Annotated in this window: 24 protein-coding genes and 3 pseudogenes; 13 read left to right on the top strand and 14 right to left on the bottom strand. The window is 70.4% G+C overall.

The window, feature by feature from the left end:
* Positions 1-70 precede the first annotated feature (70 nt).
* Entirely contained in the window at positions 71-1,033 is a 963-nt protein-coding gene (locus QUE51_RS01005) for a type IV toxin-antitoxin system AbiEi family antitoxin domain-containing protein (protein WP_286277765.1), read from the bottom strand.
* A gap of 292 nt (positions 1,034-1,325) precedes the next feature.
* On the opposite strand from QUE51_RS01005, the gene QUE51_RS01000 reads away from it, so the two are divergent.
* The gene (locus tag QUE51_RS01000; protein WP_286279482.1) at positions 1,326-2,642 is read left to right on the top strand and encodes a hemolysin family protein; all 1,317 of its coding nucleotides are present in this window, start codon (positions 1,326-1,328) and stop codon (positions 2,640-2,642) included.
* Positions 2,639-3,676 (top strand): hemolysin family protein, encoded by a 1,038-nt coding sequence (locus QUE51_RS00995; protein WP_286277763.1) that lies wholly within the window; start codon positions 2,639-2,641, stop codon positions 3,674-3,676. The genes QUE51_RS01000 and QUE51_RS00995 overlap by 4 nt, the downstream gene beginning before the upstream one ends.
* Positions 3,677-3,681: 5 nt before the next feature.
* Here QUE51_RS00995 and QUE51_RS00990 read toward each other — a convergent pair whose 3' ends face one another.
* Positions 3,682-4,689 carry an NADH:flavin oxidoreductase/NADH oxidase gene (locus QUE51_RS00990; protein WP_434017228.1) on the bottom strand — a complete coding sequence of 336 codons (1,008 nt, stop codon included), beginning with the start codon at positions 4,687-4,689 and terminating at the stop codon, positions 3,682-3,684.
* A gap of 123 nt (positions 4,690-4,812) precedes the next feature.
* On the opposite strand from QUE51_RS00990, the gene QUE51_RS00985 reads away from it, so the two are divergent.
* The 4 genes from QUE51_RS00985 to QUE51_RS00970 all read left to right on the top strand — a co-directional run bounded on the left by QUE51_RS00985 (position 4,813) and on the right by QUE51_RS00970 (position 8,536).
* Complete coding sequence (locus QUE51_RS00985; RefSeq protein ID WP_286277762.1) at positions 4,813-5,652, top strand: ADP-dependent NAD(P)H-hydrate dehydratase; 840 nt, start codon at positions 4,813-4,815, stop codon at positions 5,650-5,652.
* Between the two features lie 76 nt (positions 5,653-5,728).
* A complete protein-coding gene (locus QUE51_RS00980) occupies positions 5,729-6,190 on the top strand; it encodes an FMN-binding protein (RefSeq protein ID WP_286277761.1) in 462 nt (153 codons plus the stop codon).
* Positions 6,177-7,040, top strand: coding sequence for an FAD:protein FMN transferase (locus tag QUE51_RS00975; protein WP_286277759.1), 864 nt, complete (start codon positions 6,177-6,179; stop codon positions 7,038-7,040). The genes QUE51_RS00980 and QUE51_RS00975 overlap by 14 nt, the downstream gene beginning before the upstream one ends.
* Positions 7,037-8,536 (top strand): FAD-dependent oxidoreductase, encoded by a 1,500-nt coding sequence (locus QUE51_RS00970; protein ID WP_286277758.1) that lies wholly within the window; start codon positions 7,037-7,039, stop codon positions 8,534-8,536. The genes QUE51_RS00975 and QUE51_RS00970 overlap by 4 nt, the downstream gene beginning before the upstream one ends.
* Before the next feature lie 47 nt (positions 8,537-8,583).
* Here QUE51_RS00970 and QUE51_RS00965 read toward each other — a convergent pair whose 3' ends face one another.
* The 4 genes and pseudogenes from QUE51_RS00965 to QUE51_RS17650 form a co-directional block, all read right to left on the bottom strand.
* Positions 8,584-9,351, bottom strand: a complete 768-nt coding sequence (locus QUE51_RS00965) for an amino acid ABC transporter ATP-binding protein (protein ID WP_286277757.1) — start codon at positions 9,349-9,351, stop codon at positions 8,584-8,586.
* Complete coding sequence (locus tag QUE51_RS00960; RefSeq protein ID WP_286277755.1) at positions 9,348-10,205, bottom strand: amino acid ABC transporter permease; 858 nt, start codon at positions 10,203-10,205, stop codon at positions 9,348-9,350. The genes QUE51_RS00965 and QUE51_RS00960 overlap by 4 nt, the downstream gene beginning before the upstream one ends.
* A gap of 37 nt (positions 10,206-10,242) precedes the next feature.
* Positions 10,243-10,581: a type 2 periplasmic-binding domain-containing protein gene (locus tag QUE51_RS17655; RefSeq protein ID WP_434017278.1), complete on the bottom strand. Its 339-nt coding sequence runs from the start codon at positions 10,579-10,581 to the stop codon at positions 10,243-10,245.
* Positions 10,578-11,099, bottom strand: a pseudogene (locus QUE51_RS17650) (transporter substrate-binding domain-containing protein); the annotation flags it as partial. The gene QUE51_RS17655 and the pseudogene QUE51_RS17650, both read right to left, overlap by 4 nt.
* Positions 11,100-11,182: 83 nt before the next feature.
* Between QUE51_RS17650 and QUE51_RS00950 the strand changes: the two are divergent.
* From QUE51_RS00950 to QUE51_RS00935, 4 genes and pseudogenes are all read left to right on the top strand, one after another.
* Complete coding sequence (locus QUE51_RS00950; protein WP_286277753.1) at positions 11,183-12,460, top strand: glycosyltransferase 87 family protein; 1,278 nt, start codon at positions 11,183-11,185, stop codon at positions 12,458-12,460.
* Positions 12,460-12,602, top strand: a pseudogene (locus tag QUE51_RS00945) (thiamine-binding protein); the annotation flags it as partial. The gene QUE51_RS00950 and the pseudogene QUE51_RS00945, both read left to right, overlap by 1 nt.
* Before the next feature lie 59 nt (positions 12,603-12,661).
* Positions 12,662-13,597 carry a hypothetical protein gene (locus tag QUE51_RS00940; RefSeq protein ID WP_286277752.1) on the top strand — a complete coding sequence of 312 codons (936 nt, stop codon included), beginning with the start codon at positions 12,662-12,664 and terminating at the stop codon, positions 13,595-13,597.
* Positions 13,598-13,613: 16 nt separating this feature from the next.
* Positions 13,614-13,934: a thiamine-binding protein gene (locus QUE51_RS00935; protein WP_286277751.1), complete on the top strand. Its 321-nt coding sequence runs from the start codon at positions 13,614-13,616 to the stop codon at positions 13,932-13,934.
* A 258-nt stretch (positions 13,935-14,192) separates the two neighbouring features.
* Here QUE51_RS00935 and QUE51_RS00930 read toward each other — a convergent pair whose 3' ends face one another.
* The 5 genes from QUE51_RS00930 to QUE51_RS00910 all read right to left on the bottom strand — a co-directional run bounded on the left by QUE51_RS00930 (position 14,193) and on the right by QUE51_RS00910 (position 17,019).
* Positions 14,193-15,380, bottom strand: coding sequence for a DUF262 domain-containing protein (locus QUE51_RS00930; RefSeq protein WP_350226797.1), 1,188 nt, complete (start codon positions 15,378-15,380; stop codon positions 14,193-14,195).
* Positions 15,381-15,464: 84 nt separating this feature from the next.
* Entirely contained in the window at positions 15,465-15,899 is a 435-nt protein-coding gene (locus tag QUE51_RS00925; protein ID WP_286277749.1) for a DUF262 domain-containing protein, read from the bottom strand.
* Between the two features lie 80 nt (positions 15,900-15,979).
* The gene (locus QUE51_RS00920; protein ID WP_286277748.1) at positions 15,980-16,105 is read right to left on the bottom strand and encodes a hypothetical protein; all 126 of its coding nucleotides are present in this window, start codon (positions 16,103-16,105) and stop codon (positions 15,980-15,982) included.
* A gap of 600 nt (positions 16,106-16,705) precedes the next feature.
* Positions 16,706-16,837 carry a recombinase family protein gene (locus tag QUE51_RS00915; RefSeq protein WP_286277746.1) on the bottom strand — a complete coding sequence of 44 codons (132 nt, stop codon included), beginning with the start codon at positions 16,835-16,837 and terminating at the stop codon, positions 16,706-16,708.
* 5 nt (positions 16,838-16,842) lie between these two features.
* Positions 16,843-17,019, bottom strand: coding sequence for a recombinase family protein (locus QUE51_RS00910; RefSeq protein WP_286277745.1), 177 nt, complete (start codon positions 17,017-17,019; stop codon positions 16,843-16,845).
* A 48-nt stretch (positions 17,020-17,067) separates the two neighbouring features.
* On the opposite strand from QUE51_RS00910, the pseudogene QUE51_RS00905 reads away from it, so the two are divergent.
* The 3 genes and pseudogenes from QUE51_RS00905 to QUE51_RS00895 form a co-directional block, all read left to right on the top strand.
* Positions 17,068-17,259: pseudogene (locus QUE51_RS00905) on the top strand (thiamine-binding protein); the annotation flags it as partial.
* A 93-nt stretch (positions 17,260-17,352) separates the two neighbouring features.
* Positions 17,353-18,456, top strand: a complete 1,104-nt coding sequence (locus tag QUE51_RS00900; protein WP_286277744.1) for a calcium:cation antiporter — start codon at positions 17,353-17,355, stop codon at positions 18,454-18,456.
* A gap of 94 nt (positions 18,457-18,550) precedes the next feature.
* Entirely contained in the window at positions 18,551-19,807 is a 1,257-nt protein-coding gene (locus QUE51_RS00895) for an MFS transporter (RefSeq protein ID WP_434017226.1), read from the top strand.
* A gap of 604 nt (positions 19,808-20,411) precedes the next feature.
* Here QUE51_RS00895 and QUE51_RS00890 read toward each other — a convergent pair.
* The 3 genes from QUE51_RS00890 to QUE51_RS00880 all read right to left on the bottom strand — a co-directional run bounded on the left by QUE51_RS00890 (position 20,412) and on the right by QUE51_RS00880 (position 23,606).
* Complete coding sequence (locus tag QUE51_RS00890; protein WP_286279481.1) at positions 20,412-21,047, bottom strand: response regulator transcription factor; 636 nt, start codon at positions 21,045-21,047, stop codon at positions 20,412-20,414.
* A 70-nt stretch (positions 21,048-21,117) separates the two neighbouring features.
* Positions 21,118-22,404, bottom strand: a complete 1,287-nt coding sequence (locus tag QUE51_RS00885) for a hypothetical protein (protein ID WP_286277742.1) — start codon at positions 22,402-22,404, stop codon at positions 21,118-21,120.
* Positions 22,401-23,606, bottom strand: a complete 1,206-nt coding sequence (locus QUE51_RS00880; protein WP_286277741.1) for a sensor histidine kinase — start codon at positions 23,604-23,606, stop codon at positions 22,401-22,403. Before QUE51_RS00880 ends, QUE51_RS00885 begins: the two co-directional genes overlap by 4 nt.
* Positions 23,607-23,712: the final 106 nt, after the last annotated feature.

Below are 23,712 nucleotides of genomic sequence, written 5' to 3'. Positions count from 1 at the left end.
TAACCGCTCGCGCCTGCCGTCCGGGGTCCCGCGCCTGCGCGTTCCCACAGAGCGGAAGGTCCTATCCGCATCATTTCGGACTAACCGCAACCGGAGACCGATGCGGATAGTCCGGAGTGTTGCGGTTAGCGGTGAGCCCGCCCGCGACGAGGAGTTCGCGGAAGCCGGCAGGGGAGCGGAGGTCGTCCCATACCCACCGGATCATGCCCGGGCCCAGCGCCCGGAGCCGGTCCTCGCGGCGCTTCTCGAACCAGAGCCGGTCCTCTGGCGAGCCCTCGAGCTGCGCTCCGTACTTCACGCGCCCGTCGAACTCGCCGATGATGCGCTGCTCCGGCCACCAGAAGTCGACCCGGCCGATGAATCCGCGGCGGTCGAAGAACTCCCGCTGCAGCTCCGGGGCCGGCAGCCCGAGCTCGTCCATCAGGGCCCGGCTCAACGACTCTCCCGCCGACTCCGACCGTCCGGTGGCGAAGCCGACGACCCGCTGGACCTTGCGCCAGGCGCGATAGGTGCCCGAGTCGGCGAGATCGCGCAGGTCCCGGATGCTTGCGCCTGCTCTCAGCCCGGCATCCGCGACCACCACGGCGGCGGGGAAGGAGAGGGACGCCGCGAGGTCGGCGATGGTGCGTTCGCGGTCGGTGACCCACATCCCGTCGAGAAGGACGGCGGGGCGGGACACGGCGGGCGGGTGTCGTCGCACTCCGTCGGCGCGGCGGCCTCCGGAGTCCGAGCCTCCGACCACGTGCACCTCGTCCGGCTGAAGCGCCAGGAGAGGAAGCCCGTGCAGCAGAGCTGCCGACTGGTGGGAGAACACGGGAAGGGCATCCGCGGTGGCCTCATAGGCCCGAAGGTGCAGGAGGGCCCGCTCCTCGCGGCCGGCCTCCTCCCATACGGCCCGGTCGACGTACACGCCGCGGCGCACCCGGACGAGCCGCCCCTGCTCCGCCGCCCGGCTCAGGGAGCGGGAGTCGCCCGTGCGAGCGCGGAGGTCCCGGGAGAGCAGCAGCGGAGTGGTGGCGACGAGTCGGTCCATCGCCCGAATGTGCGCCGGATGGGTGCGCCGAAGGAGCGCCGGTGGGGTTCGGTGGAACCGGAGCAATTCGTGGGCGTGGGGAGGGCAAGGTTCCCGCATCACTTCGGACTAACCGCATCGGTCTCCGGTTGCGGTTAGTCCGAAGTGATGCGGTTTGGCCGCCCCCACCCCAGGGAGGGGCGCGGGCGGCTCCGTATACTGGTGCGACCGATGGACGACCCTCCGCACGCCCATACCGCCCTCCCCGCGCTCTCGACGGGGACGGGGAGGCTCCGTGCTGTTTGAGTGGCTCATGCTCGCGGTCGGGATCGTGCTCACGATCGGCACCGGGTTCTTCGTCGCCTCCGAGTTCGCACTCGTCAACCTCGACCGCTCCGACCTGGAGGCGCGCGAGGCGAAGGGCGAGCGGCATCTCGGCGTCATCATCGGCGCGCTCAAGATCACGTCGACGCACCTCTCGAGCGCCCAGCTCGGCATCACCATCACCACCCTGCTGACCGGCTACACGATGGAGCCCGCCATCAGCGCCCTGCTGCGGGCGCCGCTCACCGGGGTGGGCCTCCCGGAGGGGGCGGTCGCGCCGATCGGCACGATCGCCGGCATCCTCATCGCGACCCTGCTCTCGATGATCTTCGGCGAGCTGGTGCCCAAGAACCTCGCGCTCGCGGTGCCCCGCGGCGCCGCCAAGATCGTCCTCCCCTTCCAGGTGCTGTTCACCACGATCTTCCGGCCCGCCGTGCGACTGCTCAACGGCACCGCCAACGGCATCCTCCGCCTGCTCGGCGTCGAGCCGAAGGAGGAGCTGAGCGGCGCCCGAACCGCGGACGAGCTCAGCTCGCTCGTGCGGCGCTCGGCCACCGCGGGCCTGCTGGAGGCCGACACGGCCACGCTCCTCACGCGCACCCTGGGGTTCTCCGACCACACCGCCGCCGACGTCATGACGCCGCGGCCCCGCATCGCCAGCCTGGACCGCTCGGACACCGCCGCGGACGTCCTTCAACTCGCGCGCCGCACCGGCTATTCGCGCTTCCCGGTGACCGAGGACGGCCTCGACGACATCGTCGGCCTCGTGCACGTGAAGCAGGCGGTGTCGGTTCCGCGGGAACGGCGCTCGACCGTGCCCGTCGGGGCGCTGCAGACCGAGGCGCTGCGCGTGCCCGAGACGATGCTGCTCGACACCCTGCTGGAGGAGCTGCGCGGGCGGGGCTACCAGATGGCGGTCGTCGTGGACGAGTACGGCGGCACTGCCGGCGTCGCCACGCTGGAAGACCTCGTCGAGGAGCTGGTGGGCGACCTCATCGACGAGCACGACCGCACGCGGGCCGGCGTCGTCCGCACGAAGACGTCGATGTCGTTCCCGGGCAGCCTGCGCCCGGACGAGCTCCTCGACCAGACCGGCATCGAGGTGCCCGAGGAGGGTCCGTATGAGACCGTCGCGGGCTTCCTGCTCAACGAGCTGGGGCGCATCGCCGTCGTCGGCGACGAGGTGAAGATCCCGCCGGGCACGCTCAAGGTGGTGCGCCTCGACGGCCGCCGCATCGACCGCATCCGCTTCACGCCGAACCCGGTCGCGGCGATCCCGCTCGACCAGGCGAAGGGCGCATCGTGAACGACTGGGGCGGCATCCTCGCGCTCGGCGTGCTGCTGCTGATCAACGCGTTCTTCGTCGCGGCCGAGTTCGCGGTCATCTCCGCGCGCCGGTCGCAGATCGAGCCGCTCGCGGACCGCGGCAAGCGGAGCGCGCGCACCGCGCTGTACGCCATGGAGCACGCGACGCTCATGCTCGCGACCACTCAGCTCGGCATCACGGTGTGCTCGCTGCTCATCCTCAACGTGTCCGAGCCCGCGATCCACCACCTCCTCGAGGCGCCGCTGCACCTGACCGGCCTCCCCGACGCGGCGATCTCGATCGTGTCGTTCGTGATCGCGCTGCTGCTGGTGTCGTTCCTGCACGTGATCATCGGCGAGATGGTGCCGAAGAACATCTCCTTCTCGGTCCCGGACCGCGCGGTGCTGCTGCTCGCCGCACCGCTGGTGTTCTTCGCGACCGTGTTCCGCCCGATCATCTCGGCGCTCAACGCGATCTCGAACGGCGTCGTGCGCCTGTTCCGGATCGAGCCCAAGGACGAGGCCGCGAGCACGTTCACCCTCGAGGAGGTGCAGAACATCGTCGACCAGTCGCGGCGCGAGGGTGTGCTCTCCGACCGGTCGGGCACGCTCACGGCGGCGTTCGAGTTCACCGAGAAGAAGGTGCAGAACGTCGCGATCCCGGTCGCCCAGCTCGTGAGCCTGCCCGAGGACGCGACGCCCGCCGACCTGGAGCACGCGGTCAGCCGCCACGGCTTCTCGCGCTACGTGCTCGTCGACGAGGAGGGCGAGCCGACCGGCTACCTGCACCTCAAGGACGTCCTCGAGCTCGACGACGACGAGTTCGACCAGCCGGTTCCGCCGAAGTTCGTCCGCCAGCTCATCTCGATCTACGAGGGCACCGACCTGGAGGACGCGCTCGCGACCATGCGCCGGGCGGGCGTGCACCTGGCCCGCGCCTTCGACCAGCAGGGCGGTACGGCGGGCGTGCTGTTCCTCGAGGACATCATCGAGGAGCTCGTCGGCGAGGTGCAGGACGCGACCCGGCGCCGCTGACCGCCTCAGCGCCAGCGGGCCCGGAGGTACTGGGCGGGCCAGTAGTCGAGCTCGACGCCCAGCTCGTGCGCGGCGCGCAGCGGGAAGCGCGGCTCGCGCAGCAGCTGGCGGGCGAGGAGAACGACGTCGGCCTGGCCGGAGGAGACGATGTCCTCGAGCTGCTGGGGCTCGGTGAGGAGCCCGACCGCGCCGACGGGCGCGCCGGTCTCCCGGCCCACGTGCTCGGCGAACGGCACCTGGTAGCCGGGCCCGAGCGGGATGCGCACCCCGGCGACGAGCCCGCCGGTCGAGATGTCGAACAGGTCGGCGCCCGCGTCGCGCGCCCACTCGGTGACGGTCGCGGTCTCTTCGACCGTCCAGCCGCCCTCGGCCCAGTCGGTGCCGCTGAACCGGACCAGGAGCGGGATGTCGTCGCCGACCTCGGCGCGGACGTCCCGGACGATGCGGAGGAGCAGCCGGGCGCGGTTCGGCAGGCTCCCGCCGTACTCGTCCTCGCGGAGGTTGCTGAGCGGGGACAGGAACTGGTGCAGGAGGTACCCGTGCGCGGCGTGGATCTCGAGGAGCTCGAAGCCGGCGTCGAGAGCGCGGCGCGCTCCGGCGACGAAGTCGGCCACGACCTGGTCGATGCCCTCGGCGTCGAGCGCGACCGGGGCCGCGTAGCCCTCGAACGCGACGGCCGACGGGGCCACCGTCTGCCAGCCGCCCTCCTCGGCCGGCACCGATCCGGAGGGTCCGCCGAGCGCAGGCCGGGTGGAGCCCTTGCGGCCGGCGTGGGCGAGCTGCATGCCCGCCACGGCGCCCTGACCGCGCACGAAGTCGACGATCCGCCGCCAGGCGGCGACCTGCTCGTCGTTCCAGATCCCTGTGTCCTGGGGCGAGATGCGGCCCTCCGGATTCACCGCGGTCGCCTCGGTGATCACCACACCGGCGCCGCCCCGGGCCAGCGAGCCGAGGTGCACGAGGTGCCAGTCGGTCGGGATGCCGTCCTGCCGATCCACCGAGTACTGGCACATCGGAGCTACCCAGAGCCGGTTGCGGGCGGTGACGCTGCGGAGGGGAAGGGCGAGAACAGGGCGGAAGGCATGCTCCCCACGCTACGCGGAGACGTATGCACGCCCGCGCATAGGGTGGGACGCATGACGGGATGGTCGGACTGGACGGCCGCCGACACGGTCGCGGAGTACCGCGTGCCGGTCGAGGGCGACGACAAGTACTCGCGCGGTGTCGTGGGGATCCTCACCGGTTCTGCGGAGTATCCGGGGGCTGCGGTCCTCGGCGTGGAGGGCGCCTCCCGGACCGGCATCGGCATGGTGCGCTACCTCGGCGACGCCGGCGCGGCCCGGTTCGTGCTGGAGCGCCGGCCCGAGGCGGTGACGGCCGACGGGCGGGTGCAGGCGTGGCTCATCGGCTCGGGCATGGATCGCTCCGCCCGGTCGCCCGAGCTGCGCGCGCAGATCGACCAGGCGCTCGGGCAGGACCTGCCGGTGGTGCTCGACGCCGGCGCGCTGGACCTCGCCGGCTCGTCGGCCGGCCCCGCCGTGCTGACACCGCACCACGGTGAGCTCGCCACCCTTCTGAGCGCGCGCGGCGTGGACGTCGACCGTCCCACGATCGCGGCAGCACCCGAGGAGTGGGCGACCCGCGCCGCCGAGCTCCTCGGCTGCTCCGTCCTGCTCAAAGGCAGCACCACGCACGTCGCCCTGCCGGGCGGCGGCGGGTACCGCGTCCAGGCGGGACCGCCCTGGCTCGCCACGGCCGGCTCCGGCGATGTGCTGGGCGGCATCCTCGGCGCGCTCGCGGCGTCACGGTCTCCCGAGATCCTCGCCGACCCGGACCGGCTGGCCCGCGTGGCCGCCGCCGCGGCGTTTCTGCACGGCCGAGCAGGGGAGCGCGCATCCTCGGGCGGACCGCTCGCGGCCCTCGACATCGCAGAGGCCCTGCCCGCGACGATCGCGTCGCTCTTGGCCGATTCGTGAACTCTTCCCAGCCCCGCCTCGTGTAACCGGTGGGATCGATGCAATTGGATGGTCCTACCGACTACGAGGGGGCTCCATGACCGATCGATCCATGCCGCGCACGCTGCGCTCGTCCCGCACCGCGCTGGTGTCCCTGGCAGGCGTCGGGCTTCTCGGCACCCTCGCGGGCTGTGCCGGGGGAGCGGAGGCCGAGGAGTCCGGCACGGGATCCTCGACGGGAGCGGACTCGGCGGGCGCGCGCTCCTACGCCGACGGGACCTACGAGGCGGACGGCTCCTATCGATCCCCGGGCGGCCAGCAGACGGTCACCGTCAGCATCACGCTCGCGGACGACACCGTGACGGCGGTGACGGTGACGCCGCACGCGACGGACCCGAACGCCAAGCAGTTCCAGGGCCAGTTCGCCGGCGCGATCGCCGATCAGGTGGTGGGCAGGGACATCGACTCGCTGAACGTCTCCCGCGTCGCCGGCTCGTCGCTCACGAGTTCGGGCTTCAACGATGCCGTCGAGCAGATCAAGGCCGATGCCGCCGAGTGAGCGCCGGTTCTCCGCGATCGGCGCCCCGTGGCGGATCGACACCGAGGAGCCGCTCGACGACGCCGGCTTCGAGCGCGTGCTGGCGCTGGTCGAGGAGTTCGACCGGGCGTACTCCCGGTTCCGCGACGACTCCCTGGTCGCGCGCCTCGCCCGCGACGGCGGGACCGTCGACTTCCCGGAGGACGCCGAGCCGATGTTCGCTCTCTACGCGGCCCTCTACCGGGCGACGGACGGCGCGCTGACACCTCTCGTCGGGGCCTCCCTGGAGCAGCTCGGCTACGACCCCGCCTATCGGCTCACCCCGCGCTGGCCGGCGCTGCCGAGCCCCGCGTGGGACGACCGCCTCCGCGTGGAGGGCAGCCGCGTGACCGCGGCGGAGCCCGTGCTGCTCGACGTGGGTGCCGCCGGGAAGGGCGCGCTCGTCGACCTCGTCTCGGCGGAGCTGCGCGCGGTGGGTGTCGGGGGCGCCACGGTGGACGCGAGCGGCGATCTGCTGCACACCGCGCCCGAGCCCCTCCGCGTCGCCCTCGAGCACCCGTACGACTCCTCGCTCGCCATCGGCGTCGTCGAGGTCAGCGGCGCCATCTGCGCCTCGGCGGCCAACCGCCGGGCGTGGGCGGACGGTCTCCACCACGTGCTCGACGGCCGCACCGGCCTGCCGGTGCGGGAGGTGGCCGCCACCTGGGTGCTCTCGGAGACCGCCCTCGAGGCGGACGGGCTCGCGACCGCGCTCTTCCTCACCGACCCCGAGCGGCTGCTGGGCGACTTCGACTTCCGCTGGGTCCGGATGTTCACCGACGGCAGCGCCGACTACTCGGACGACCTGCCGGGGGAGGTGTTCGCCGCGTGAGGCTCGTCGATCGGCTCACCGGCCGGCTGCCGATGTACCGGCTGGTGACCCTCTGCCTGCTCGTCCTCGCCGCGGCCGCGCTCCTCGCCTCCGCGCTCGGCGGGATCTTCTACCCGCCGCTCGCCCTCATCCTCTCCGGGATCGTCGCGGTCGGCTCGAGCTGGGCGGCGACCCGGCTGCTCGGCATCGCGTTCCGGATGCGGCCGCACGACGAGTCGGCGGTGATCACGGGCCTGATCCTCTTCTTCCTCTTCCTGCCGACGCTCGATCCGGAGGGGCTCAGCGTGATCGCGCTCGCCGGATCCGTCGCCGCGGCGAGCAAGTTCCTCGTCGTCGCCCGCGGTCGTCACCTGCTCAATCCGGCGGCGGTCGCGGCGTTCGTCGTCGCGCTCACCGGGCTCGGCGCCGCGGGGTGGTGGGTCGCGACGCCGCTCCTCGCCCCGCTCACGGCGGTGCTCGCCCTGCTGGTCCTGATCCGCACCCGCACCCTCGCGATGGGCGCGGTGTTCTTCGCGGTCGCGTTCGTCCTCGTGGTCGTGCAACTGCTGCCGTTCGGCGACAGCGTCGCCGCGGCGTCCGGGGTGGCGCTCGGCTCCTACCCGATCCTCTTCCTCGGTGGCTTCCTGCTGACCGAGCCCCAGACCCTCCCGCCACGGCGCTGGCAGCGGCTCGTCGTCGCGGCGGTCGTCGGCGTGCTGTTCTCGCTTCCGGTCGGCTTCGGCTTCTCCCTCGGCACCTTCTACCTCAGCTCCGAGCTCGCCGTCGTGGTCGGCAACCTGGTGGCCGCGCTCCTCTCCCTGCCGCGGGGCGCCCGCCTGCGCTTCACCGGCCGAACCGAGGTCGCGCCCGGCGTGACCGAGTTCGCCTTCACGCCCGAGCGGCCGGTGCGCGTCCTGCCGGGACAGTACGTGGAGCTCGACCTGCCCCACGCGCGCGCCGACCGGCGCGGGCGTCGCCGCCATCTCACCGTCGTGGGTGCCGCGGACGGGGACCTCCGCGTCGCCGTTCGCACGTCGGACCCGGGCAGCTCCTTCAAGCGGGCCCTCGCCGAGCTCGAGCCTGGCGACGAGCTGCGGCTCACCACGGTCGGCGGCGACTTCCTCCTGCCGGCGGACGCCTCGGTGCCGGTGCTGCTGGTCGGGGGCGGAATCGGGGTGACGCCGTTCGTCCGCCAGCTGGAGGCGGATGCGCTTGCCGGGATCGACCGGGACGTCGCGCTCGTCTACCGGGCGCCCTCTCCGGAGGCCGCCGCCTACCTGGACCGGCTGGGCCGGCTCGCCGGCGAGGTGATCCTCGTCACACCCGAGCCGCCGCGGGACTCTGTTCCCGGCGTTCGGTGGGCGCCGTCCCTCGAGGAGGCGATGGCGCAGGTGGAGCGGGTGCCCGAGCGCGCCGTGTTCGCGTCCGGCTCGCCCGCGTTCCTCGACCGCGCGCGCGTCGCGCTCCGGTCAGCGGGAGCGCGGCGGGTGAAGACCGACCTCTTCTCCGGCTACTGACGCGGCTCCGGCTACTGATGCGGCCGCGTCTACTGATGCGGCAGCGTCTACTGCCGCGGCAGCGGATCGCCCGCGAGCGGCTCGCTGAAGCGGGCGAGGAACTCGCGGGTGCGCTGCTCGCGCGGGCGCCGGAAGACCTCGTCCGGGGTGCCCTCCTCGGCGATCACGCCACGGTCGAGGAAGACGACCCGGTCGGCGACGTCCCGAGCGAACGCCATCTCGTGCGTGGCCATCACGATGGTGGTGCCGGCTGTAGCCAGGTCCCGGACGAGGGCGAGCACGTCGCCCACCAGCTCCGGATCGAGCGCGCTCGTGATCTCGTCGAGAAGGAGCAGGTCCGGATCGGTCGCGATGGCGCGGACGATCGCCACGCGCTGCTGCTGACCGCCGGACAGGCGATCTGGGTAGGAGCGGGCGTGCTCGGCGAGCCCGATGCGGCCGAGCAGCTCGAGCGCGCGTGCCTCCGACTCCGCGCGGTCGCGCCGGAGGACGTGGCGGGAGGCCAGCGTGACGTTGTCGAGCACGGAGAGGTGCGGGAACAGGTTGAAGTGCTGGAAGACGACGCCGATCCGGGCGCGGACGGCGTCCGGCTTCACGCGGGGATCGCTGATGTCCTCGCCGCGCAGCAGCACCTGGCCGTCGTCGACACGCTCGAGGAGGTTGATGACCCGCAGCAGCGTGGACTTACCGGAGCCGCTCGCGCCGATGAGCGCGACCACGTCGCCCTCCGCCACGTCGAGGTCGATGCCGCGCAGGACCTCCGCCGTCCCGAAGGACTTGCGGATACCGGTGAGCCGGAGCAGGGGGTCGCTCACACCACCGCCCCCATCTGCTCGCGTCGCCGGATGCGCGCGGTGTACCAGTCGGTGAGCCGGATCAGCGGCAGTGCGAGCAGGACGAAGAGCAGCCCGGCGAGCACATAGGGAGTGAAGTTGAACGAGGCCGCCGTCTCGATCTGCGCGGCGCGGACCGCGTCGACCGCGCCGAGCACGGAGATGAGACCGACGTCCTTCTGCATCGCGACCAGGTCGTTCATGAGCGCGGGCGTGACCTTCCGGACCGCCTGGGGCAGCAGGATCAGCCGCAGCGTCTGGGCGTGACTCAGCCCGAGGGAGCGCGCGGCCAGCCGCTGCGACGGATGCACGGCCTCGATGCCGGCACGGAACACCTCGGACACGTACGCCGAGTAGACGAGCACGAGCGCCACCGTGCCGAGCAGGGCGGCGGGTGGCCGCTCCGCCGTGAAGCCGAGCCCCGGGATGCCGAAGCCGACCAGGTAGAGCACGATGATGAGCGGCATCCCGCGGAAGAGGTCGGTGTAGCCGGCGGCGAGGGCGCGCAGCGGGAAGAAGACCGGCCCCCGGAGCGTGCGGAGGGTCGCGAGCAGGATGCTGAGGAGAAGGACGCCGAGCGCGGCGAACACGAGCACCGTCAGGTTTGTCAGCAGGCCCTGGAACACCCGCGGCCACGCCCGCGCCGCGACCGCAGGGTCGAAGAACGTGCTCTGCACGCGGGCCCAGCCGGGGGTGTTGACGATGGTGAGCCAGACGACCACCGCGAACGCCACGGTGGAGACCGCGGCCACGGCGACGGACCGCCCCGTCTGCCGTCGGCGGTAGCGCCGGCGGTCGAGCTCGAGGGCGCTCGGAGCTGCCGGAAGGGTGGTCACCTGGGGATTCTGCTCCGCCCGGTTCCTCGAGGACAGGTCACTTGAGGACAGGCGCGTCGCCCGCGTCGGCCAGCCACTCCTGGGCCAGCTCGTCGAGCGTGCCCGCCTCGCGCAGGGCGTCGACGGCGTCGCTGACCTTCTTCGTGAGCGGGCTGTCCTTCGGCAGCACGAAGCCGAAGCGGTCGGGCTCCGCGCCCTCGGGCTGCGGCAGCTGGCCGACCAGCTTGCCGTCGTCGAGCTCGACGCCCGAGATGTAGAAGGCGGTGGGCAGGTCGACCACGATCGCGTCGACCGTGCCGCTCTTGAGGGCGAGGACCGCGTCCTCGTTGGTGTTGAAGGCCTGGGCTCCCGCATCGGGTGCGATCTCCGACTCCACGGCGTTGAAGCTCGTGGTGCCGGTCTGCGCGCCGACCAGCAGCGGCTTGAGATCGGCGAGGAGGACGCGTCGGCGGCCTTCGACGCACCGGTGGTCACGACCACCTGCGTCGTCTCGTAGTAGGGGGTCGAGAAGTCGACGTTCTCGGCCCGCTCCGGCGTGATCGAGAACTGCTGGAGGTTGACGTCGAAGCTCTTGGGACCGGGCGCGATCGCCTCGTCGAAGCTCGTGCGCACCCAGACGACGTCGTCCTTCGCGAAGCCGAGCTGGTCGGCGACCGCATACGCGACCGCCGCCTCGTAGCCCTTGCCGGACTCCGGGTCGTCGTCGATCACCCACGGGTAGTAGGCCGGCTCGCCTGTTGCCACGGTGAACTTGCCGTCGGTGACGTAGCCGCTGTCGGAGGCGGGGCTCGAGCCGGGTCCGCCGCTCGAGGACGCGGGAGCGCAGGCCGCGAGGAGGGCGGTGGCCGCGACGACGGCGGCGACGGAGCCGATCCGGATACGGGACAGGGGCATGGGATCTCCTCAGGACGTCTGCTCCGCCGACCGGCGGAGGGGCTGCGGTACGGTGCTGTGGTGCCGCTGCGCCGGGAACCAGCATGACCGAACCCCAGGGCCGGTGGGGGAGCGCACGTCGAATTGTTACGGGCGCGCTCGGCGCCTGGATCGCGTTCGCCGCAGTGCACCTGGTGCTCGCCGAGATCAACCTCCACGACACCGTGCATCTGCCGTTCGGGGACGTCGTCGGGGTGTACCGGTTCTGGATGGACTACGCGGCCGCCAACGGCGTCCTGGTCGGCATCGACACCTCCTGGGTCTACCCGGTCGGGGCACTCCTCCCGCTGGGGTTCGCGTATCTGTTCGGCTCGGACGCCTACGGGGTGGTCTGGCTGGTGCTCGTGACGATGCTCGACGCCGTGGCGTTCCACGCCCTGCTCCGCCGCCGCCCCGCGGCCGCTTGGTGGTGGGTCGCCTTCCTGGCCGCACTGGGTCCGGTCGCCGTGGCGCGACTCGACTCGGTGACCGCTCCGCTCGCCATCCTGGGCCTCCTGGTCCTCTCGGCCCGGCCGGTCCTGGCCGGCGCGCTGCTGGGGCTCGGGGCGTGGATCAAGGTGTGGCCGGCCGCGCTTCTCGCCGCCGCGGTGCTCACCCTGCGCCGACGAGCCGCGGTCTTCACGGGCGGTGCCCTCGTGACCGTCGCGATCCTCGGCGGCGCCCTGCTGCTCGGGGCCGGCGCCCATGTCTTCACGTTCATCTCGGCGCAGGAGACGCGGGGCCTGCAGGTGGAGGCGCCGGTGACGTCGTGGTGGCTGTGGGAGGCGGTCCTCGGCCTCGGGGGAACGCGCATCTACTACGACCGGGACATCCTCACCTGGCAGGTGCTCGGCAACGGGACCTCCGCCGCCGCCGCGGCGATGACCCCGCTGCTCGTCGCCGCCGTCGCCGCCCTCCTGCTCCTCGCCCTCCGGGGCATGAGCCGCCGGGTGGATCCGCTCGCGCTGCTTCCCCCGCTCGGGCTGGCCCTCGTGCTCGCGATGATCGTGTTCAACAAGGTCGGCTCGCCCCAGTACGTGGCCTGGCTGGCGGCGCCCGTCGTCCTCGGGCTCTGCCTTCGCCAGCGAGCCGTGCATGTGCCGGCCGCGCTCGCCCTCGGGATCGCCCTGCTGACCCAGGTGGTGTATCCGTGGAGCTACGCGAAAGTGATCGGAGCCGATCCGGGAGGCGCCGCCGTGCTCACCGTCCGCAACCTCGCGTTCGTCGTCGTGCTCGTGCTGTCGGTGCGCATCCTCTGGCTCCTGCCGGGACGCCCGGACCTCGACGAGGATGAGGAGAGCCTCTTCGACGAGGAGCCGCACGACCTGATGAAGGAGGCATGATGCTCGTCGCATTCTCGCTGTCCCCGAGCGGGGAGGGAGCCCGGACGCCTCGATCCACGACGCGGTCGCGGCCGCAGTCCGCATCGTCCGCGAATCCGGTCTGCCCAACTCGACCGACTCGATGTTCACGACCATCGAGGGCACGATAGCGGGTAAAGGGAGTCTGTAGGATCGGCGCCATTCGGGTAACGAAGGAGCGCTGTGACGGAGAAGTCGGAACGACCGAGCGCGAAGAAGCCTGACGCCGCCCCCAAGACGCTCTTCGTGATCTCTCCGATCGGCCGACCGGGCACAGCCGAGCATCACGCTGCAAAGCTCGTCTTGGACTACGTCATCAAGAAGGCATTTCGAGAGCCGGATTGGTTCGTTGTGAGGGCAGACGAGGAGAGCGCACCCGACTCCATCACGACGCAGGTGATCGATCGGATTGTGAAGAGCGACCTGATCGTCGCGGACCTCACTGATCACAATCCAAACGTGTTCTACGAAGTCGCGCTTGCGCACGGCTACCAGAAGCCGCTCATACTCATGATTCGTGAGGGGCAGACGATTCCGTTCGACGTGACAGATCAGCGAGCCATCAACTATGAACTCACGGATCCAGCATCGGTGGACGGGGCGATCAAGGCTCTTCGAATGAGTGCAGCCCACCTAGAGAAGGCCGATGGTCCGCCACGGACACCCCTAACCGCCTACGGCGCTTTCGCGGCGATCGCCACGGGCGGCGCTGGTGGCGACTCCAACGACGCGATCGCACTAGCCCTTCAGGACTTGTCGACGCGCCTGGGCCGCATGGAACGGCGTTCGTTGGCCCCCGCCGCCGTGTATGAGACTGGAGGCATTTGGACCTGGGACAGCGGGGCAGGGCGCTCGGGCGACTCCGCGGCTGGACAAGAGCTGAGGGCAATACAGCGTCGGCTGGGAGCGCTCCAGGCCGACCTCACCACGGTGGAGGCGCAACTCGACTCCCTCTCCCTCTCGATCGAAGACGCAGGCACAGAGGTCAGCGGAACGCCCGAAGGTGTAGTGGGCGTCGTGACCGAGCGCGCGAAGTTGATGGATCGCCGTGAGCTTCTCCTGTCGAAGATTCGCGACTTCCGTGCTCGGGAATTGGCGTACCTCCGGATGACGCAGTGAAAGGGACTGGAAAGTCATGCTGCTTGCATTCTCGGTAGCGCCGAGCGGCACCGGTCGGACCGACGGTTCGGTCCATGACGCCGTCGCGGCGGCCGTGCGGATCGTCCGCGAGTCGGGCCTGCCGAATCACACGGACGCCATGTTTACGACCGTGGAAGGCGAGTGGGACGAAGTCATGGACGTTGTCCGGCGCGCGACCGAAGCGGTCGGTGAGTATGGGTCGCGGGTCTCGCTCGTGCTGAAAGCGGACATTCGGCCGGGGCACGCTGACGAACTTACGGGCAAGGTGGAACGGCTGGAGGCGGCGCTACATACCGAAAAAGTCCGCCTTCCCTAGGAAGACGACGGACGGAGGTCCGAACCTCAGTTCAGTTCATCCAACAGCTACGAACGTCGCTACCTGGATCGGGTGCTCCAGGGCCTCACATGCTCGTGCCACCGCGAGCACGTCGCCCGAGTAGGCGTTACGGTGTCCATCCACACGATCACGTGCGGCGGCTCCGGAAGCCCGTCGATTAGATCGTCGATCCTGGTTCGGACTTCCCCCTCGGCGGTTTGCCCGACCTGATCGAGTCGGACCCGGTAATCCGTTCCGCTAGCTGGGAATGCTCCAGATCGCGTCGTAGGCCTCCCGAGCCATCGCGTTCGAATGAAGACGAACCTTCTCCGGTGTCCATGAATCGGCAAGAGTCATGAACTGCGGCACGCTGTACCGCCCGTCACTCAACATCTTCACCTTGACGTTGAACGACTTGTTCTCGAGGGCGCCATTCATCTTCTGATCGATCAGGAATAAGTTGCCGAGTGCGCCGACGGTCTCGTCGCTCCAGGGGTCCGTTCCGATCAATGACTGTGGGGCAAGGTGCTCGATGGTGAGGTCGTCGAAGTCCACGGCGAACTTGTAGGAGTGATGCTCGGCGAAACGTCGGAGGATGTAGCGCACGAGCCCCTTCTGCTTTGTGTTGGCGTTCGTATACCCGATCTGCCTGAAGGCAACCTCGAACTCGTCGTAGTCCGGGCGGCGTTCGCGGAGTTTCTTGATGAACGCATCGATCTCGACGCCCGCTTCCGCGGAGTTCCGGCTCTCGTACAACTTCCGCGCGAACGACGCATACATGCCAGATATGCCCCCAGACGAGCGGGATGAGGTGACGGCGGTGAAGGCAAAGTGGAAGTTCTCGATTGCCTCCAATGCGCGCACGAGCGTCTTCAGTCGAATCTTCTTCTCGTTGTACGCCCGCACGAGGGATAGGAGAGCGGGTGTTGGCTGCACCAGCCTGAACAGCTGGATCGCCGACAGCGAACTGGCTGCGCGCCGCTCGGCCTTCTCCCATCGGAAGGAAGGCTCGTGGATGGCGCGGTAGTGCTTCGAGTCTTCAACTAGGGCGTCAAGGTAGACGCGTGCGTTCTTGGCATCGATCCGCTTCTTGACGACCGGGTAGAGCTTCTTCGCCGGTACTGCTTCATGCCGGGAGGCCCAGAAGTGGTAGATGAATGAGTCGGTGTTTATGTCGGCTGCCGACTCGTGGATGGTTTCCAGAATCGTGCTCCACTTGATTTTCACCGAATCCACCGCGTTCTTTGACCGGAGTAGCTTCGCGAAGTGATTCTTCACGAGGTCGGTGACGGCGAGGTCCTTGCCTCGTGTGTTCAGTGTCTCGAAGATTAGGTACGCGTCATCCTCGTTCTCCAGCTTCACGAAGATAACCTTCAGGTTGAACACGGAGTCCCGAACCTTCTTCAGGCGAGCAACCTTCGCGGTGTGTTTGTCGTCTTCTGAGATGGAATCGTCGATATCGACTGCTGTCAGAACCGAAGCGACCTTGGCGCTCAGGGTGAAGTGCGCTTGGCGTAGCGCTTGTTCCTCTTACATTTCGACTATGTCGGTGAGGTCGGGGTCGCCGAACTTCAGAATCTGTTCCTGAAGGAATGGAAACGAGGTCTCGGTTTGAAGCACGAACTCGTTCTGATTGTCCCGGTTCGGGCGCTCGACGAGCTGATGTATGCCTGCCGCGAGGTCGACCTCGTCTAGGGATGCGAATGCGTCACGCAAGATGCATAGAAATACAGTGATTGTGGTAAGGCGTTGCTGGCCGTCTACCAGGCTGAAGGCTTGCTTGCCGCCGCGGTAGACAACCATCGATCCGATGAAGTAGTCCTCGCCCTTCGCCGCCATGACGTCGTCCCAAAGGTCTTGGATGTTCTCGTCATCCCAGGAGTACGGCCGCTGGAACCTGGGAATCTTGAAGTAGCGACCAGACAGCATGCTTTCTATGTCGATGTCTTCAGATTCGATCTTCATTCGCGGGCCTCTCGTAGTCGGCGAAGAGCCATGGGCGGACTCTACGGGGGCTATTGGGTGGGCACCCGTGGGCACGCCGACTAGGCGAGGACGATGAGCTTGCACGACGGGCAGCGCCAGCGGGGACGGGCGTCGCCCTCGGCCTCCCGCGGCACGAGACACCCCGGGCACGAGGGCGTGCCGATCTCGCCGAGGTCGTCGTCCATGCGGCCAGCGTAGGAGGTGCGCGGGTTCCAGGGTCCTAGACGGACTCGGTCCCACGCGCGATCGGCACGGACGCGAGGTGCCGACGACGCCTCCAGACGCGAGGCGTGCTGACCGCGCCAGCGGGAACCGGCGAGGGCGGCGCCAGCCCGAGAGGACGAGGACGCCGAGCGCGGGCCAGCGCCGAGAGCGAGGCCGAGCGCCTTCAGCGCGCCGACGGCTTGCGTCCGGTGAAGGCGCTCCTCGGCGACGAGGGGGTGCGGCACGGGCTGGCCCATGCTTCCGACGGACACGACGCCGTCGGCGTCCACCGCGGGAGATCAGGGCGCACGCCTGGTAGGGCTCGGCGAGGGTGGCGGGGTCCAGGGGCGGGGAACTCGGCGACGGCGTCGGAGAAGGTCGCCCGAGCGGTCTCCGACCAGGGCGGCCGGGGGCTCGTGCGAGAGCGTGGGGGCCGGGTCCGGCTCGGGGGTGGGGAGAGGGGTGACGGCGGCCATGGTGCCGCCTCCTTTCAGGGTACGAATTGGGGCACAGGAGAGGGCCTGAGAAGCGTGGAGGCGTGCGGTGAGAATCCGAGCGGCGAGCGCATCCGCAGAGGGTTGCTAAGCCGTGCAGGAGATCACCTCAACGCCCTGGTCCGGCAGCGTGCCGAAGTCCACGACGCTGCGTGCCATGCGGTCAAGGCGCCAGACGAGGACGGCCTTCGCCGCGCCGCTGGCGATCTGCTCTCGCACCCGGTTCAGTCTGGGGCGGTCCAGCCGGGTCTCGTCGCCGACGTGTCGTTGTCCTCCTCGATGCCAACAAGTTGCCATCCGCGCGACTCGGCGGTCCTAGCGATCACCTCGCGCTGGCGCACGATGGGAGTGCTCTCCTCCCGGGAAGCGCGGAACAGGCGGACGTAACCGACGACGTTCATGGTGGTGCTCCTCTCGTGGTGGCGAAGGAAAAGTAGGGCAAGGCCCCTTTCTCTGCCCTCGAGGGTGAGTGGGACGAGGTGTTCGACGTGATCCGCCGGGCGGCGGAGGCGGTAGGGCAGTACGGCACGCGCGTCTCGCTCGTACTCAAGGCGGACATCCGGCCCGGATACAGCGGCGAGCTCACGGCCAAGGTGGAGCGGCTCGAGAAGGCGCTGACGACGCAGGACGCCTCCGCCTGAGCACCGGACGCGTCGGGCCGCCGTCCAGGGCCACCCGATAGGTTGGATGCTCAGACGTCCGAGGCCGGAAGGCCCAGCGCCGGGAGTGACCGAATGACGGCATGGATCCGACGCTGGTGGAGCGCCGGCATTCCCGCGGTCGGCGCCGTCGCGCTCATCGCGACTTGGGGGCAGAAGCTCCCCGGCGTCCTCGTGGTCCTCGTCGGCCTCGTTCTCGTCGGGGTGGTCCTCGCCGCGGTGCACCACGCCGAGGTCGTCGCCCACCGGGTGGGAGAGCCCTTCGGCTCGCTCCTGCTCGCGGTCGCTGTCACCGTCATCGAGGTGGGCCTCATCATCACGCTCATGGTGTCGGGCGGCGGGAAGGACACCTCGACGCTGGCCCGGGACACCGTCTTCGCCGCCGTCATGATCACGGTGAACGGCATCGCCGGCCTCGCGGTGCTCCTCGGTTCGCTGCGCTTCCGGCTGCCCCGGTTCAACTCGGAGGGCGCGGGGGCGGCGCTCGCGGTCGTGGCGGCACTCGCCACGCTCACCCTCGTGCTGCCCGCGTTCACGACGAGCCGGCCGGGGCCGCAGTTCTCGCCGTCGCAGCTGGGCTTCGCCGCCGTGGCCTCGCTGATCCTCTACGTCGCGTTCGTGCTGACCCAGACGGTGGGGCATCGCGACTTCTTCCTGCCCGTGTCCGCCTCCGGGAAGTCGATCCAGCCGGACGACGAGGAGGATCACGTGGCTCCTCCGTCGGGGCGCGCAGCGGCGATCAGCGGGGGACTGCTGGTCGTCTCGCTCGTCGCCGTGGTCGGGCTCGCGAAGACGGTCTCTCCGGCGATCGAGGCCGGGGTCGCGGCGGCGGGGATCCCCAGCTCGTTCGTGGGTGTGGTCATCGCGCTGCTCGTGCTGCTGCCCGAAGGGCTCGCCGCGTCCCGCGCCGCCCTTCGCGAGCGGATGCAGACGAGCCTCAACCTCGCCTACGGGTCGGCGATGGCGAGCATCGGCCTCACGATCCCGGCGATCGCGATCGCCTCGATCTGGCTGCCGGGCCCGCTGACCCTCGGCCTCGGCTCGACGCAGATCGTGCTGCTCGTGCTGACCGTGCTCGTCGGCATCCTCACCGTGATGCCGGGGCGGGTGACGCGTCTGCAGGGCGTGCTGCACCTCATCCTGCTCGCCGCGTTCGTCTTCCTCGCGATCAACCCCTGAGGGTCCTGTCCACCCCTCCGGAGAACAGCGCGCGGTCGCCTACCCTGGAATACCCGGCGACGACGCCACCTTCCCTTCTGTGATGGAGCGCTCGTTGCCTGAACTCAGCCCTGCCCGTGTCCGCCTCGCCCTGCTCGCACTGGCTCTCGGCGGATTCGGCATCGGCTGCACCGAGTTCGTGGCGATGGGCCTCCTGCCGAACCTGGCGCGCGACCTGCTCCCGGACGTCTATGCGGCCTCGCCCGCGACGGCGAACGGCCAGGCGGGCGCCCTGATCGCCGCGTACGCGATGGGCGTCGTGGTGGGTGCGCCGACGATCGCGGCCTTCTCGGCCCGCTTCGCGAGGAAGAAGCTGCTGCTCGTCCTCCTCGCCGTCGTCACGGTCGCAACCATCGCCTCCGCGACGCTGCCCTCCTTCGGCCTCGTCTTCGCCGCCCGGTTCGTGGCCGCCCTGCCGCACGGGGCGTACTTCGGAGTGGCGTCGCTCGTCGCCGCATCCCTCCTCGGGCCCGGGAAGCGCGGCCAGGGCGTCGCCTTCGTCATCGGCGGGCTGACGATCGCCAACGTGGTCGGGGTGCCCGCGATCACCTGGCTCGGCCAGGAGACCGGCTGGCGAATGGCCTACGTCGCGGTCGCCGCGGTCTTCGCGCTGACGTTCCTGTCGGTGGCGGCGGTCGTGCCGGCTCAGCCGGGCAACCCGGGCGCGACGGTCGGCCACGAGCTGAAGGCGTTCCGCCGCCCGCAGGTCTGGTTCGCCCTCGGCATCGGCTCGGTCGGCTTCAGCGGCCTGTTCGCCGTCTACACCTACATCTCGCCGATCGCCACGGATGTGACCGGCCTCCCGCTCGCAGTGGTCCCGATCGTGCTCGTCGTGTTCGGCCTGGGCATGACCGTCGGCAACTTCGCCGGCGGGTGGTTCGTCGACCGCGGGGTGAAGCGAGCACTGCTTGTCGCATTCGGCGGCACCATCGTCGCGCTCGCGGTGCTCCTGTTCACGGTGAGCACCGCGGCGGGCCTGTTCGCCTGCTGCTTCCTGCTCGGCGCGGCGATCGGCGGCGGCTCCATCGCGATTCAGGTGCGGCTGCTCGATGTGGCCGGCGACAGCCAGACGATCGCGGCGGCGGTGAACCACTCGGCGCTCAACATCGGCAACACCCTCGGAGCGGCGCTGGGCGGCGCCGTCGTCGCGGCGGGGCTCGGCTACGTGGCGCCGGTCGGAGTCGGGCTCGCCCTCAGCGTGGTGGGCGTCCTGCTCGCGATCGTGAGCTTCACGGTGGAGGCACGCCAGCGCCGCCGCATCCCCGCCGCGGCGCCGGCCCGGTCGCGCGAGCTGGTGTCCGACCCGGCGTAGCGCTCTCATTCAGCGCGGTGCCTCTCGCCGAGCGCGCCCCGTAGCGACGAGCGCGGTGCGTACTAGGGGCGCGCTCGTCGTCACACCCCGCGCTCGGTGGCGGTGCACTGCGCGCCTGGCGCCTCGCCCCGCGCTCAGCGGGCCCGGCGTGACCGGCTCTCGTCGGTCGCACCGAACGCACCCCGACGCACCGAGCGCGCGCCCTCCCCGGTGAACGACGGGCGCGCTCGGTGCGTAGGGGTGCGCTCGGTGAAGGGCTCAAGGACGGGGCGCGCGGGCGTGACGTGCGCGCACAACGCAGCCACCTCCCTGCTGTCTTAAGCCCGAGAGGAGGCTGCGCGGGCTGCACGGGACCAGAGGCGGGGATTTCGAGACGCTCGCTGCGCGAGCTCCTCAATCGGCGGTGGGGGTGGGCTGTGCGGGTTTCGCGTCTACTCGTCGCGGGGATTTCGAGACGCTCGCTGCGCGAGCTCCTCAATCACCGGAGGGGGTTACCGGAGGGGATCACCGGAGGTGGGGGTGCGCTAAGGAGCTGAGCTGTGGCGTCTCTTTAAACCAGGAAGGCACCGCACGCTGCGCGTGCGGTGCCCCGGTGTTCCCCCGGTCAGTCGGTCTGGAGAAGGATGCCGTCCTGGATCGCGCGGCGACGCAGCGCCACCTTGGTGCCGACATCGAACCCGGCGACCCGGTACTTCTCGCGGATGCGCTTGAGGTAGCTCTTGGCCGTCTCCTCGGAGATGCCGAGCTCGTAGGCGACCGTCTTGACGGGCTCGCCGCCGCCGTACAGCGCCATGACCCGACGCTCCTGGGCGCTGAGCTTGGGGGCGCCGCCGATGTCGCCGGCGTTCAGCGCGAGGTCGAGCTCTGCCGAGATGTAGGACTCGCCGCGGTAGGCGGAGCGGAGCGCGTCGACGATCATGGAGGCGTCTTCGCTCTTCACGAGGTAGCCGAGTGCGCCGGCCGCAAGAGCCTCACGGACCACGTTGGGCTCCGAGTAGGTGCTCATCAGCACGGTCTTGACCCCGGTGCTCTTCAGCATCGAGAGCTTCACCGAGATCGGGATGTTGTCCTTCAGGTCCAGGTCGAGGAGCACCACGTCGACGGGGAACTCCCGGTGGGTGAGCAGCTCGGGCCAGGTCGTGACGGCGGCCACCATCTCGATGTCCGAGGCGGCGTTGCGGATCCATTCCGTCAGCGCGCCGAGGAGCATCTTGTGGTCGTCGACAAGGGCAAGTCGGATCGGGGGCGGGGTTCGATCACTGAGTCTCCTGAGATCAGAGGGGCAAGGTCGTCGTTCGGGAAGACGCTGGTCATGAGTCGCTCGGGCTGTCGACGTGGCACTCGATCTCGAGACAGAGGCTTCCGTCCCGGATCGAATCGGTGTGCCGGCCGACCTTGCGCATAGCGTCCCATGCGGCCGGGTCGACTCGGCCCCGCGCCACGCCGGTCGTCTCGATCACGATCGGGATGAGCAGGCGGCGGACGACGCCGGACTCCGGGGCCGTCTGGGCGGGACCGAGCATGATGCGCACGGTGCGTCCCGCACCCGCCTCACGCGGGGTGCGGTCGGCGACGAGCAGCCAGATCGTGGAGAGCAGGCCGTCGCGCTGGCGCGGGTCGAGGAGGCCCGCGAGGCTCGCGGGGTCGCTGAGCGAGACGGACGGACCGAGCAGCTCGGACTCCGAGATGGCGTGATAGAGCCACGTCTCCCTGCGGCCCTCGATGAGGTGCAGGCGGAGCTCGGTGGCGAGGGACGCGGCCGTCTGGGCGAGCTTGGGGGTCAGTGGCAGGGGCGTCCGTCCGCTCGCGATCCCCTCGAGCAGCTGCTCGGCGGCGAGGTCCAGCCGAGCGAGCTCCTCGGAGGCGAGCATGCCGACCGCGTAGCGCGGCGCCGACACGGTGGACTGCACGAGCACGCGGTCGAGCTCGAGGGTCACCATCCGCCGGAACGAGCGCAGGATGAGCGCCCCGATGACGGCGGGAAGCACGGCGCGACCCAGCATGGCGACCGAGGGGGCGAGGTTCTCGGCGTCCAGGTGGCCGTCGAACAGGTCGGCGAGGAGCAGAGTCCCGCCCAGGATCAGGGCTGCGCCGAGGATCTCGCGCGTCGGGCGCACGCCGGCCACGGAGAGGAGCCCCACCCCGGCGGCGACCGCAGCGGTGACGCTGCTCGCGACGTTGCCGTTCGACCAGGCGGAGATGAGGTCGAGGAGGACCACGACGCCGAGCCCCGCGAGGAACGCGAGGAACATGGTGTCGGGGAGCCGGTCCTCGTTCTTCCGGATGACGATCCCGACGCCGACGAGCAGCGCCGCGTACAGCAGCCACGCCGCCGCCGCCGCGCCCGGGAGCGTGTACTGCGACCACTGCAGCGTGAAGCGGGCGAGGTCGTAGATCGAGATGATGACGCACACCGCCATCGCACCGATCGCGAGGAACCCGGTGCCGAGGCTGCCCGCGTTCTCGTCGATGATCCGGGACGAGGCGAAGCTCGGCAGCCGGAGCGTCGGCAGGTTCCGCTTGCGCGGGGTGACCCGCGGTGCGCCGAGGGTGTTCTCCTCGACGCCCGACGGGGCGAGGTCTGTGATTGCGGTCATGCGCGCGGCACCTCCAACACCACCGTGGTGCCCGAGCCCGGAGCCGAGAAGACGCGGGCGTTGCCCCCGACCTCCCGCAGCCGGGCGAGCACCGATTCCTTGAAGCCGAGCCGGCCCTCCGCGATCGCGGCCACGTCGAAGCCGACGCCGCTGTCCGTCACCATGGCGCGGATCGTGGTGTCGTCATCGGTGATCGTCACGTGCGCCTCTGCCACGCCGGCATGGCGGCGCACGTTCTCCAGGCACTCGGCGAGGGAGCCGAGGAACGCGTCGAGGACGTCGCTCGGCAGGAGCACCTGACCGGTGCCGTGCCAGCTCACGGTGAGGCCCATCCGACCGAAGCGCTGCTTGACGTTCTCGAGCGTGTTGCCGAGCACGGATTCGCTGGTCGGCTTGAGCGCGTACTGGCCGCTCGAGGACGGCGACGGCGTGGACCCGAGCCGCAGCTGGCGGAGCAGGCGGGCGTCGTCGCCGGCCTGGTGCACGAGCGCGTCGACCGAGACGCCGACGCCGGAGTGGGCGAGGAGGGTCAGGGTGGCCAGCACCGTGTCGTGGAGGAGCCGCGCGCCCTGCCGGCGCTGCGCCTCGGTCTCGCTGGCCTGCCGCTCGGCGCGGTGGGCGCGGCCGATGTTGGAGATCCGGCGTGCGGCGCGCACCACGCCCGCGTTGAGCAGGGAGCCGATGACGACCGCGATGGTCCAGCCGGCGAACAGGACTGCGATGCCGAGCATGAGGGACGGGCGGTCGGCCAGGGTCAGGACGAGGGACAGGAGGGTGACCGTGAAGGTCACGCCCAGGACGATCATCCGGCCGAGGGAGATGGTGAGCACGACGCCGACGCTCGCGATCGCCCAGCCGGCGAGGATCCGGATGGCGATCTCGGCGGCGGTGCTGAGCCCGGTCGGCGACGCGGCGACCCCGGTGACCGCCTGCAGCGCGCCGATGTCGGCGAGGTGCAGGACGAGGAGCAGCAGCGCTCCTGCCCCGACGGCGAGCGGCGGCCAGAGCAGCGACCGGGAGCGGCCGACGCGGTCGAGGAGCAGGCCGAAGACCGCGAAGATCGGGACGAGCACGACGAGGGTGGCCGGGGCGACGGCGCCCGGCATGGCGAGGCAGAGCAGCGCGACGACGGCGCCCGTCATGCCGATGAGGCGGGCACTGCGCTGCACGAGTCTGTCGCGCTCTTTGACGATGCGTTCCATGGGGCTTCCTGCGCGGGAGAGGGGCGGGGGTCCGTGTTGGGGATCCGGGCCCGCCGTCGGGTGCGGGACTCCGTGGACACCGGCGAGCCGGTGGTTCCGGGCTTCG

It is taken from the genome of Naasia aerilata, from assembly GCF_030296595.1.
In the GTDB taxonomy this organism is placed as follows: Bacteria; Actinomycetota; Actinomycetes; order Actinomycetales; family Microbacteriaceae; genus Naasia; species Naasia aerilata.
This window is presented reverse-complemented; position numbering and strand designations above follow the sequence as displayed.